We start from the raw sequence: 12,422 nt of genomic DNA, 5'->3' as shown, positions 1-12,422 counted from the left end.
GCAGGTAGCGGGTAATAAGTTATAGGAAGTAGGAAAAGTAGTTGATATTTCCCATTCCCCTCCTCTGGAGGAGGTGGCAAAAATTCAAAGAATTTTTGACGGGGTGGTTTTCCAACACATTTCCCCAAACTTTAAACTGTGAACCTTAAACTTTGAACTTTGAACTCATTAAGCCTTATATTTCCTCATAAACTGCGTGGGAGTCATTCCGGAGCTTTTCCGGAATACTCTTACAAAGTAGGAATATTCTTCGTATCCCAGTCTAAAGGCAATTTCCACCAAACTCTCGTCGAGATACATGAGCATTCTTTTGGCTTCCAGCACTACTCTTTCGGTGATCACATCAGTCGCTGTTTTTTGAACAACAGTCTGGGCAATCCTGTTCAGATGTTTGGATGAAATACCTAACAAAGAGGCATAATGCGTAATGGACTTGTGTTTTGTGAAGTTTTGTTCAATCAGATTTTCAAAATCCTGATAATGTTTAAAATAAGAAAGTCCGGCAGCAGAATCCATTGTATCAAAATCTTTTGAAAACAATCTCGCAGCATTAATAAAAATCTGAGACATTAATGATAAAATCAGGCCTTCTTTCATGATTTTTTTAGCCTGATGTTCTTCTCCCAGTTCTTTAAATAAACTCATGTTTTTCTTCAATTCCTGAGCGTTTAATTGTAGTTTTCGCGGGAATGATACGGACCCGAAAAACGGAAAATTTCTGAGTTTCTGATTCACATAATGCATTTCATAAAATTCCTGGGAACAAAAGAAAATGTAACCGTCTATATCTTCCGAAAGCTCCCAGCTGTGAATCTGCCCCGGTGACAAGAAGAAAAGACTTCCTTCAGAGACTTCATATCTTTGAAAATCGATCTCATGCACTCCTGTTCCTTTGGTAAAGAGAACAGCTGCATAGAAATCATGTCTGTGAGGCTTCTCTATATGATGATGTCCCAGCACCAAATGACTCTTCATGGTGTTAAAATAAAAATCTGAAGTATTTTTACCCGCCTGGAAAAGATCTATATGAAGAACGGAGATCGGATTCATTGATAAATATCTTAAGGATTCACAAATTTAGATAAAAAGAACCGGTAATAGCTGCTCTTCTTCTCTGTGATGACCAAATGGCTGTTTTGTGATGATTTTACATCTTTATTTTTCCTTTAAAACAAAGTCTGACCGCACTTTTTACAATATATTTTGGATCAAACTTTAAAAAATTTTTATCTTTGAAGTTTAGGAGTTGTAAAATGAAAATAAATTTACCTGATAAGCTGTATTATTCTATAGGAGAAGTTGCGAAAGCATTCGATGTAAACACTTCATTAATACGTTACTGGGAACAGGAATTCCCGATTATCAAGCCTAAAAAAAACAGAAAAGGGAACCGGTATTTCACTCCTGAAGACATTAAAAATCTTCAGATGATCTACCATCTCGTAAAAGAAAAAGGATATACCCTTGACGGAGCCCGTATCGCTCTGACCACCAACAGTAAAATTTCCGAAACCATTACTCTGATCGACCGCCTGGAGTTTGTAAAAGCTGAACTGATCAAGCTGAAAGAGTCTTTAGGAGAACGGGAAGAGGATTAAATGCTTTGAAAATATAAAACCTCCGCTGCAATGAATTGCAGCGGAGGTTTTTATTGATAGTAACACATGGCAAAACCAATGATTCATTATTGCTTTTTGTCCAAAATTATTCTTCTTTCTTAAAACTCACCACCAGATATTCTCCGTTTGAACAGTATTTCTTACAGCTGTCATCTTTAAAGTTTTCAGGCTTTTTGGTGTACTCTTCAATATACCTCGCACTTTCAGCTGTATCAGCCGGAACTATAACAATATGGTAATTGTCAGCCACTATACTATCGGCTTTTTTTAATGCCTCTTCCTTGTATTTCAATGCTTCAGTGTAATTCATATTCATGATCAATTAATAAGGTTAATAAGTATGATGAAAAAATTACAAAAACCAAGCCGTTTGAAGAAATGCTATATAAAAAGCAATCAAGAATTTCAGTATCAATTACGAAATTATATCGCATAAAAGACAATATTCCCTTCACCTTTTAAACCATAAAACACTTTCTCTTTATCATCTTTAACCATTTCATTATCAGCTATTGCAGTGCTTTATTTTTATTAATACGTTTACTGTGTGATGAGAAAAAACTATTACCGGAAACTGGCATTGATGGTCACATTGCTGACTGTTTTTTTAGCCTATCAGAAATACATCAGTCGTGAAAAAGAACCTTTTCCTGAAGTTACCTTTATCAAAGATTCTTCAATACGGGATCTATCAGATTTTGATCCTAATATCCTGGACAAAGAACAGTGGCTGAAACTTGGATTTTCAGAGAAACAAACTGCTACCATCCTTAAGTATAAAGATATGGTAGGAGGAAAATTTACTTCAAAAGAGCAGTTGAAAAAGTGTTATGCTATTTCCGAAGAGAAATTCAGTGAACTTGCCTCATTCATTTTACTTCCTGAAGTAACAGGAAAAAAGGATCCAAAAGGATTTCCTTCCTACGGAAAGAAAGAAATTCTGGTTTCAGCGAAATTCAATCCTGATCGGTTTTCTGTTCACGACTGGCTTAAGATGGGTTTCAGTGAAAAGCAGGCAGAAGCTATTATAAAGTATAAAAATTATCTAGGGGGAAGTTTTATCAGTAAGGAAAAGTTTAAAGAATGCTTCATCATTTCCCCGGAGAATTACAACAAAATCGAACCTTATCTTTTGCTGCCGGCAAAAACTCCGGAAAACTTCAGGAATTTTGCGAAGGATAATACTGTGAAATCCAGGATTCAATATCATATTTTTGATCCTAATCAACTGGACTTAGAGGGCTGGAAAACAATAGGATTCTCAGAAAAACAAGCAATCACAATCCTCAATTACCGGAACCGCAATTTAAGAGGAAGCTTTAAAAGCCTGGACGATCTGCAGAAATGTTTTGTGATTTCTGCTGAGAAATTTCAGGAAATGAAACCTTATATCAAACTTCAGGAAAAACAGCAGGAAAAAACAGACTTTTCAAAAACAGACCTTAATACCATTACGTTTAAACAGCTTATAGAATTCGGACTGGATGAAAAAAGTGCAGGTTCAATCATTGGTTTCAGAAAGAAACTGGGAGGCTTTATGAATAAGCAGCAAATTCTAAGTACTTACAACATCGATCAGGACCTGGTTCAGAAACTGATTTCAATAGCGCCATTGAATACATCAGATGTTCCCCGGTACTCATTAGTAAATGCACCGGAGGAATGGCTTAAAAATCATCCTTATTTCAAGTACTCAGCAGATAAAATCATATTCTACAGGATTAGTAATCCAGATGATAAAAAAATATGGAAACTTTTAAAACTGAAACCTGAGTATGAAGAAAGAATGAAATTATATGTAAAATAACGTGACAACAAGAAGTTGACATAAACTCTTCCAAAATAATATTCCGGAAGAGTTATACTGTAAATAATGTCCTACATTTTAGTGATGCATATAACTGCCTGGTCCGTTAGTTCCTTCAATAGATTCCGGTAGAATTCCATATTTATTCCTTAAATCTACTGTTCCTAATTTTTTCCCGGAATTAATATCAATGATACTAATCGTACCGGAATTTAAGTTAGGAAGATCCAATAGATTATTCTGTACTGCTACAACATCTTTTCCTGACTTGGTTTTAAAGAAAGCCATATGATGCGCCCCTCTGTCAGCTTCAAAAGTCTTCAAAAGCTTTAGCTGGGGAAGATTATTTATATCAAAAACAAGCACTCTTCCAGGATCTGCAAAACTTACATAGAGCTTGTTTGTATCATCAATATACATTTCAAGCGCCCAGCCTAATCCTTGTGTACTTCCGTCAAAAATCTTGGTAAAAGCATCATATTTTTTGGTTGCGGTATTGTATGGGGCAATCCAGATATCACCGCCAAGCATTGTTGTAGCAAGTGCATATTGTGGAAATTTTCCGCGAAGTAACAACACCTCAACCGGAGCGGACAAATCTGCTGGTGAGTCTGCTACCTGGTATGTTTCCTTGATTTCATAGGTATTCAGATCTAACAAAGTACAGGTATTTCCCATTCCTGTCGTAAGATCAGGGTGAATGGTAGAAGTCACCATCATTAATCCTTTTTCCTCATTAACGGAAATGCCATGCGGATACATGATAAACTTACCGGGATTAACCTGAATGGGAGCTTTAATCGTTTTGATAAGCTGATTATTATTAGCATTAAAAACGCCAATACTTCCGTCTTTCGGACCTCCTGCCCCACCCATAAAGGTCATAAAATATCTACCGTCATTTGTGAAAAACAAGTTTTCACCTACTGTATTTTCACCCGTATCAATAGGAGTTGCACTGATTAATTTCGGCTGTCCGTATTGGTCTTTATCCGTTTTTATTTCATAGAGATAACTGCCTCCCAAAGCAGTGGTGAACATTTTTTTTGCATCCAGATTGTAATAAATATGATGGGGCAATACCCCATTACCCAATTCAAGCTTACTGCTGATGTTTCCAAAATTCGGAGCTTCAGGATCAAGTTCTATAACGGCTATTCCGTCTGATGACCCTTTTATGCTTCTGTAATCAATGTAAAACGAGGTATTATGAGGATGATCGGGATTGTGGTTCTCATTCAGGCAACCCGTGGATATTACCAGAATAACAAACAAGAACACTGAATTCATTTTTAATTTCATGGTTTTGTGATTATCATTGTTAGTATTATAAATATAAAACATTTCCAATGAAAACAAAAATATATTACACTAATATGTGAAAAATAATAAATGACATTAAAAATAATGCTTCCTGTAGTTAATACAAGGAAGCATGAAATTAAAACCGTTAAAGTATCTTGGATATTTTTAATCAAATGTTTTACTGGAATCTACCAGCAAAGAGTTTAAGGTATTAAGCTCCTCATCAGTCATATCTCTCCATTTCCCTATCGGCAGATCAAGTTTGATATTCATAATACGGATTCTCTTGAGTTTTTTAACTTCATACCCCAGATATTCGCACATTCTCCGGATCTGTCTGTTCAGTCCCTGGGTAAGGATAATTCTGAAATTCATTTCATCAATCTTCTCTACCTCACATTTTTTAGTCACAGTATCAAGGATAGGAACTCCATTTCTCATTTTCTCCAGGAATTTTGGAGTGATCGGCTTATCTACACGAACCAGATATTCCTTCTCGTGATTATTTCGAGCTCTCAGGATTTTATTGACAATATCACCGTCACTCGTTAAGAGAATAAGCCCTTCACTAGGTTTATCCAGTCTTCCGATAGGAAAAATTCTTTTCGGGTGGTTGATATAATCTACGATATTATTTTTTTCACGTTTGGTATCGGTAGTACAAACGATTCCTACCGGTTTATTAAAAACGATATACACAGGTTTTTCCTGAGGCTCTCTGATGGGTTTTCCGTCTACTTCTACGAGATCCTCATCAGAAACTTTGGTTCCCAATTCAGGAATTTTCCCGTTTATCTTAATTCTGCCTTCCTCCAAAAGTTTATCTGCTGCTCTTCTCGAACAGTACCCTGCTTCTGATAAATATTTATTAATACGTGTCTTTTCCATTAGTCTTTTCCGTAACCGGTATAATTTTTATTGCTGAAAAGGGTAATTCCATAGCTCAGCCCTATGAAAAAACCGTCAGCTCCGTCTTTCAGCCGATGTGATTCAAAAACAATTCCTCCTTCCTGGCTCAATCTTTTTGAATAGGAAACCTGCATTCCCAGTCTCCCGCCCCAGAATTCAGTATCTGAAACAGCAGAGTGATTAAGCTGTTTTCCATAATTAATATCGATATAAAAAGGTCTTTCGCCCGGAGAAAAAATAATCTTTGGTTGAATAACCCAATAAATCAGATGATAATTATCCTGGATAAAACTATATTTAAATCCTGTTCCCAATGCAAAGTTAGGAAGAAAATTATATCCACCCACAGCAGTAATCCCATAAGTAAGATTTCCTAATGAAGATCTGTTTTCAATATACTGCGAATTGCTGGTCTGGTTCTTCTTATTAATATTAAATCCTACATTCAGAGAAGGATTGAAGTAAAAATCCATTTTTGATTTTCCAGTTTCTGTATCCTGAGAAAATGCTTTACAAAAAGAAAATATTAATAAGAAAATGGATAATTTTATTTTCATAGGCTTTCGAATCTGTACTCGTTATTCAGGAACTGATCTGTAGCATCTTCAATGGCATAATCACCAATTTTGGTACGTCTCAGCTGTGTCAGATAAGCTCCTACTCCCAGTTCCTGCCCGATATCATGAGCCAGACTTCTGATGTATGTTCCTTTTGAACAGCCTACCATGAAACTCACCAAAGGAAAATCGATTTTTATGTCTTTGATATAATGGATGGTTGTTTTTCTTGCCTTCATTTCCACTTCTTCACCTGCTCTGGCAAGATTGTAAGCTCTTTCGCCATCAATTTTAATCGCTGAATAAACGGGTGGTTTCTGTTCAATTTCCCCAACAAATTTTTCCAGCACTTCTTTTACCTGTTCTTCAGTAATATGAGAGATATCCTGGTGAAGAATTTCAGGTTTTTCGGTATCATAGGATTCTGTTTGCACACCGATCTTGATCTCTGTCCAGTATTCTTTGGGAGCATCCTGAATTTCAGGAATTTTCTTTGTAAATTTTCCACAGCAGACAATAAGAAGCCCGGTTGCTCTTGGATCTAAGGTTCCGGCGTGTCCGATTTTAAATTTCTTGGGAAGATCAAATTCCCTTTTAAGTTTATATTTCATTTTATTGACAGCCTGGAAGGAAGTCCAGTCCAAAGGTTTGTCCAATAAAAAAATGTATCCTGATTTCAGTTCTTCAGCAGTCATGAATGAGTATAAAAGATTTCTTATTTAAAGAAATAGAAATAAATCAACAGAGCTATTCCTACAAAAATACGGTACCAGCCCCAAGGTTTGAATCCATATTTGTTAAGCACACCAATAAATGCTTTAATGGCAATAAGTGCTACAATAAATGCAACGATATTTCCAATTACAAAGATCATAATATGATCCTGTGAAGACATAATCATTTCATATCCTTTCTGCGGATTTGCGGTTTCTTTTCCCCAGGTCTTAACAAAAACTGAGTATACCGTTACTGCCAGCATTGTAGGAACTGCAAGGAAAAAAGAAAATTCTGCAGCAGCCTTTCTGGTAAGGCCTTGTGCCATTCCTCCAATAATAGAGGCCGCACTACGGCTTGTTCCCGGCATCATCGCAAGACACTGCCAGAAACCAATGGTAACAGCATTTCTTACGGTAATTCCTTTTTCATCATCAATTTTAGGATTCCTGAACCATTTATCTGCAAACAATAAAACTACACCACCCAACACCAATACAGAAGAGATCGCAATCTGGTTCCCAAGAACGGCTTCAATTTTATCATCGAATAAATACCCCAACACCAAAGCCGGAACTACAGCAAATGCAAGTTTAAAATAAAACTGAATATTATTTAAGTCAAAAAACTTTTTCCAGTATGCCACTACGACAGATAGAATAGCTCCAAACTGAATAGACACCTGAAACATTTTTAAAAATTCTGTTTCTTCCAACCCCATAAGATTCGCAGTAAATCCCATATGTGCTGTAGAGGAAATCGGAAGATATTCCGTCAACCCTTCTACAATGGCAATAATAATTGCTTTGATTAAATCCATATTCTTTTAAAAATTAAAAAGATTAAAAGATTTAAGAATTAGAAAAATCAGCTCATTGGCTTACATCTTTCAATTCTTAAATTTTTTAATCCTTAAATAAAATTATTTTATTTATTTTCTTTTTAAGATCGCGTACACTTCTATTGCAAATCCTATAACAACAAACAAAGGTGCTATTCTGATTCTTCTGATAGAAAAGATCCCGTCATTCCATGAGTTAGGATCAAATTTCCCGTCTACTGTATTGGCATCAGGTCCCATCATAAGTAGAAATCCTACTACAATGAAGGCTAGTCCGATCAGCATCCATTTGAAATTCTGCTGTCCGAAATAGAAAGCGTTTTCCTGTGGTACTTCAGCTTCATGCCCGTAGTCTGAAGCAGAAAATTTATTTGTTTTTTTGCTCATTATTAAGAGTAATATAAATCGTCAACGTTTGATTTCAAGAACCTCCATGTAGCGAAAATGGTACTTAAGACAGAAATAAAAATTCCAACACCCAGTACCAGGATTACTAACCAGAAGTACTGGTTGTTGTCCTGTACGAAAGCAGAACCAATCTGACTTGTGAAATAATACCAGACTCCGCCCAAAGCAAGAAGACCTATAACAGAACCGATAGCTCCTAAAATAATAGCTTCCACAATGAAAGGTTTAAGGATAAATCTTCTTTTCGCCCCTACCAGCTGCATAGTTTTAATAATAAATCTCTTCGAGAATATTTTGAGACGGATAGAGTTGTTGATCAATACAACAGCCAATATCAGGAACAGAACCGAAAATCCTAAGATCCATTTCAGGATTCTGCTCAGGTTATTGTAGACATCTACCATCAGAGTACTGTCATTTTTAACATCAATAATTCCGGGAACGGATTTGATTTCTTTAATAGCTTCATCAATTTTTGCTGGATCTACGAACTCCGGCTTTAAAGCCACTTCAATAGAAGAAGGGAAAATATTTTCCTCAAACAATGCATCACTGTCGATTCCCATACTTTTCTTGGCTTCTTTTGCCGCCATTTCTCTTGAAATATAAGTCGCTTTTTTTACAGGAGCTAATAACTGTACCTTTTTAAAAGTTTCTTCCTCAAGTTTTGCAATTTTTACAGAATCTTTAGCGTCATAGTTTTCATCAAAGTAGGCATTCACTACCAACTGTTCTTTGATATAGTCAGAATACTTCTGGGCATTAATCAGAATAAGCCCCATTAATCCTAACAAAAATAACACTAAGGCAATACTTATCACTACTGTAATATTGCTGGACCGAAGCCTTTTCTTATTAAATTCATCTACAGATTTAGCCATTAATATTAAAATTTTTGGCTAAAATAGAAAAAATCTTCCGAAATTTGGGACGAAATAAAGAAAATCACTGTTAATAAAATCATAAAAAACTTTGAGTGTAAAAGCAAAAAAACATCTTGGACAGCACTTCCTGACAGATGAAAATATCGCAAGAAAAATCGTAGAAGGTCTTAGTTTTGAGAGCTATAACAACATCATGGAAGTAGGTCCCGGAATGGGCGTTCTTACCAAATATCTTCTTGAAAAGGATCAGAACATTTACCTTGCAGAAATAGACACGGAATCTATAGAATATCTGAAAAACAACTATGCAAAAGTAACTGAAGAAACTTTTGTAGGTGATTTTCTGAAGCAGGATTTCAGTTTTATCAAGGATGATCAGATTGCGATCATTGGTAATTTCCCTTATAACATTTCGTCACAGATTCTGTTTCAGATTGTAGACCATTACCAGCTGATCCCGGAAATGGTAGGAATGTTCCAGAAAGAGGTAGCGGAAAGAACGGCGGCTGTTCCGAGAACTAAAGATTATGGTATTCTTTCTGTTCTGATACAGGCTTATTATGATGTATCTTATATGTTTACGGTACATGAAAATGTCTTCAATCCTCCTCCAAAAGTAAAATCGGGAGTCATCAGGCTTACAAGAAACCCTAAAGAAGGGCTTGCGGGCAATGAAGTACTGTTTAAACAGATCGTGAAAACAGGTTTCAACCAAAGAAGAAAAAAGCTTTCCAATGCTTTAAAAACACTCAATATTCCTGAAGCCTTGAAAGGGCACGAATTTTTAGATAAGAGAGCAGAAGAACTTAGTGTAGCAGATTTTATACACTTTGCCAATCTGTGGAAAGAAAATCAATAAAACAATCATTATAAAGCTTCCTTACCGGGAGCTTTTTTGCTGAATACATTACAATACACTGTCCGTTAAAAGCAGAAAGCCTTTCAAATAAATTCGAAAGGCTTTCTTTTATATTACATTATCAATTTTAGTTTCTGTTTTTCAGCATGATCCATCCTGACCAGTTCATCTGAGCTTTTGATTTCGGATATTCAAAATTGAACTTATACCAGTATGTTGCTGTAGGAAGTCTCTTACCACTTACCGTTCCGTCCCAGACTGGATTTTCTTTTGAGAACCTGAACATTTCCACTCCATATCTGTCATAGATAGAACCCGTAAAGTTTTTAAAGTCTCCAAGAGCCTTAAGATCCAATACATCGTTAATTCCATCTTCGTTTGGCGTAATGATATTGTTGATCTGCAATGTAAAGAATTCAAGAGATCCCACACAATGCGTACCTACTCTTCTTACCAAAACAGTATAGTTTGTATTGTCTAAAAGATTCGTAAATACATTTGAATCCTGCCATGTGATACCACCATCAAGAGAATATTCCAAAGTGCTTGGTGTATTGTTCATTGGCGGGTTTTCAGCTGTAATTGTTACTGTTTTTTTGATGCTTTCATAATTTAATGCAGTAACAAAAGGAGTTGCTGCCCCCATTACTTTGGCTTCAAAAACTTTCTTACAGATACCATTATCAATTTCTACTGAGTAGATTCCCCATTGGTCTACATCAATTTTCCGTGTTGTAGCACCTGTACTCCAAAGATATTTATAACCATCACCGGCTCCTGCATCCAGAGTGACAACATCACCGACACACATTTCAACGTCTTTTAATGTAGAGGTAATTTCCGGTGTCACTTCAATTCTGATCGTTGCCGGATTAAGAGATTTACATCCTTTTGCTCCAATTGCATATACTGTAAATGTTGTAGTCTGATATAGAGTAACCGTCTGCATATTCCCTGTTCCCATGAAATTGCTCCAAAGATACGTATCTCCTCCTTCAGCCGTAAGGGTTACAGATTCTCCCGGACAGATTTTTATTCTCGAAGATTTCACTTTAGCGGTTGGTGTTGCTTCTTTCTGCAATGTCAATTCTACAATTTTGCTACAGAATCCTCCATTGGAAACAAGAACATACAGAATCTGGCCATCGTTACCATTATAATTTAAAGGTGTCTGGATATAGTTGTTATTCTGTGCAACAGCATCCGCCTGATTTTCATAAAATTTAAAGATAGCTCCAGGCGTTGGGCTGATGGTAGGCATAATTGTACTTAAATCGAAAGTAGTAATATCCGGTGTGGTACAAAGCAGTAATGTAGCATCCTGAGCCTGAGGTGTTGTTCCTCCGTGAATCTGGATTGAAGCTTTACCCGGACATGGATTACCAGGAACACTTACTTCGATTGTATAAGTACCAGGCTGTATTGCAGTAATGGTATTGGTTGTAGCATTCGGGATTGGTGCTCCATTAAAGAACCACTGGTATACAAGGTTAGGATCATTTACAGAAGCTGTAATGACCTGAGGTACATTATCACATACATTAATATCTGAAGGCAGTTTTGTTCCTGCAGGATCTAAAAGGTCTACCCCGATATTGAAAGATCCTCCTTCAAGGAATACAGCAGAATCATAACTATGGTCACTGTAATCAGCAATTACCATTTTGAAATGGTATTCCTGTCCTGCCACTACTGTTGCTGTAGCAGTCAATGGAATTGTTCTTCCGTTAAAGTTGGTTTCAACGTTACCTGTGTTGTAACCGGCAAAATACTGCTCGTTTACCGCACCACAACTGGTTCCGATTGCAGGGTGGATATTGGTAATACTTACCGGACCTGCACCTCCCGGAAGTACAGCCATATTCACATAAGGTCCACCTGAAGTAGGTCTCAACAAGATGGCAAATGCATCTGCAAAGGTACAAGGGAAAGATCCAGTATATTCTTCTGATGCAATAAGGTAATTAAATTTGATCTGAGAAGTTGTTGGAACGAAGTCAAACTCCAAAAGAACGGCATCATTCAGTCTGCTTTCCACAACCCCGATTACCTGTGCAAGATCAGCATCTGAACCTCCACCGTTAACATCACTCAAACCGCCTTCAAAAGTATTACCAGCTCTTCTTGCATACCCTGTGGAAAGAATAAGCCCGTCTTTAAAAGGGAAATTGGTTGCAGCCTTATGAAAATATCCCCATGCTCTGTTTGCCTCACTTGCAGCGTGGTTAGGAGTAATTTTTACATTGGTTACATTGGGAGTAAGGCAGGTATTGGTCCCGGAGGAGATCAATACATCTTTAACCATTTTTTCAATAGTGTAAGCGGTTTCAGGATACTGCGGAGCATTCACATCAATAAAAGCACCAGCTCTTGCAGACAGATTTGAGGGTGTTTCTTTGGCGTGTTTTCGTGGTGGCAGGTTTTGTGAAAATAAAAAAGTCGAGATGACTAAAAAAAATAAACAAAGCGGTAGATATCTTCTCATAATATTTTTGTTTCAACAAATTTAATTTTTTTTT

At 36.6% G+C, this 12,422-nt stretch carries 13 protein-coding genes; 3 read left to right on the top strand and 10 right to left on the bottom strand.

From position 1 onward, the window contains the following. Positions 1-168 precede the first annotated feature (168 nt). Positions 169-1,050, bottom strand: coding sequence for an AraC family transcriptional regulator (locus AC59HC_RS16220; RefSeq protein ID WP_496558997.1), 882 nt, complete (start codon positions 1,048-1,050; stop codon positions 169-171). A gap of 203 nt (positions 1,051-1,253) precedes the next feature. Between AC59HC_RS16220 and AC59HC_RS16215 the strand changes: the two genes are divergently transcribed. Next, on the top strand, positions 1,254-1,598 hold the full coding sequence (locus tag AC59HC_RS16215; protein ID WP_062671077.1) for a MerR family transcriptional regulator: 345 nt from the start codon (positions 1,254-1,256) through the stop codon (positions 1,596-1,598). Between the two features lie 106 nt (positions 1,599-1,704). On the opposite strand, the gene AC59HC_RS16210 is transcribed toward AC59HC_RS16215, so the two are convergent. After that, complete coding sequence (locus AC59HC_RS16210) at positions 1,705-1,929, bottom strand: hypothetical protein (protein WP_496558996.1); 225 nt, start codon at positions 1,927-1,929, stop codon at positions 1,705-1,707. A gap of 240 nt (positions 1,930-2,169) precedes the next feature. Between AC59HC_RS16210 and AC59HC_RS16205 the strand changes: the two genes are divergently transcribed. Continuing rightward, positions 2,170-3,426, top strand: a complete 1,257-nt coding sequence (locus AC59HC_RS16205) for a helix-hairpin-helix domain-containing protein (protein ID WP_496558995.1) — start codon at positions 2,170-2,172, stop codon at positions 3,424-3,426. Between the two features lie 78 nt (positions 3,427-3,504). On the opposite strand, the gene AC59HC_RS16200 is transcribed toward AC59HC_RS16205, so the two are convergent. The 7 genes from AC59HC_RS16200 to AC59HC_RS16170 form a co-directional block, all read right to left on the bottom strand. Beyond that, positions 3,505-4,716 carry a YncE family protein gene (locus AC59HC_RS16200; RefSeq protein WP_202838509.1) on the bottom strand — a complete coding sequence of 404 codons (1,212 nt, stop codon included), beginning with the start codon at positions 4,714-4,716 and terminating at the stop codon, positions 3,505-3,507. A gap of 180 nt (positions 4,717-4,896) precedes the next feature. Further along, entirely contained in the window at positions 4,897-5,619 is a 723-nt protein-coding gene (rluF, locus tag AC59HC_RS16195; protein WP_110009312.1) for a 23S rRNA pseudouridine(2604) synthase RluF, read from the bottom strand. Then, positions 5,619-6,113 (bottom strand): hypothetical protein, encoded by a 495-nt coding sequence (locus AC59HC_RS16190; protein ID WP_202838510.1) that lies wholly within the window; start codon positions 6,111-6,113, stop codon positions 5,619-5,621. Before AC59HC_RS16190 ends, rluF begins: the two co-directional genes overlap by 1 nt. Before the next feature lie 80 nt (positions 6,114-6,193). Further along, positions 6,194-6,892 carry a tRNA pseudouridine(55) synthase TruB gene (truB, locus tag AC59HC_RS16185; protein ID WP_110009310.1) on the bottom strand — a complete coding sequence of 233 codons (699 nt, stop codon included), beginning with the start codon at positions 6,890-6,892 and terminating at the stop codon, positions 6,194-6,196. A gap of 20 nt (positions 6,893-6,912) precedes the next feature. After that, on the bottom strand, positions 6,913-7,731 hold the full coding sequence (locus AC59HC_RS16180; RefSeq protein WP_202838511.1) for an undecaprenyl-diphosphate phosphatase: 819 nt from the start codon (positions 7,729-7,731) through the stop codon (positions 6,913-6,915). Between the two features lie 111 nt (positions 7,732-7,842). Then, positions 7,843-8,139 carry a DUF3098 domain-containing protein gene (locus AC59HC_RS16175; RefSeq protein WP_110009308.1) on the bottom strand — a complete coding sequence of 99 codons (297 nt, stop codon included), beginning with the start codon at positions 8,137-8,139 and terminating at the stop codon, positions 7,843-7,845. Positions 8,140-8,141: 2 nt separating this feature from the next. Then, positions 8,142-9,041, bottom strand: a complete 900-nt coding sequence (locus tag AC59HC_RS16170; RefSeq protein WP_110009307.1) for a cell division protein FtsX — start codon at positions 9,039-9,041, stop codon at positions 8,142-8,144. 91 nt (positions 9,042-9,132) lie between these two features. On the opposite strand from AC59HC_RS16170, the gene rsmA reads away from it, so the two are divergent. Beyond that, on the top strand, positions 9,133-9,903 hold the full coding sequence (gene rsmA / locus AC59HC_RS16165; RefSeq protein WP_110009306.1) for a 16S rRNA (adenine(1518)-N(6)/adenine(1519)-N(6))-dimethyltransferase RsmA: 771 nt from the start codon (positions 9,133-9,135) through the stop codon (positions 9,901-9,903). A gap of 127 nt (positions 9,904-10,030) precedes the next feature. On the opposite strand, the gene AC59HC_RS16160 is transcribed toward rsmA, so the two are convergent. Continuing rightward, positions 10,031-12,388 (bottom strand): choice-of-anchor L domain-containing protein, encoded by a 2,358-nt coding sequence (locus AC59HC_RS16160; protein WP_202838512.1) that lies wholly within the window; start codon positions 12,386-12,388, stop codon positions 10,031-10,033. Between the last annotated feature and the right edge of the window lie 34 nt (positions 12,389-12,422).

The sequence above is a fragment of the Chryseobacterium sp. DZ-32 genome (genome assembly GCF_059587025.1).
Note: the sequence above shows the minus strand (reverse complement) of the source record. Positions and strands in the feature narration are given on the sequence as shown.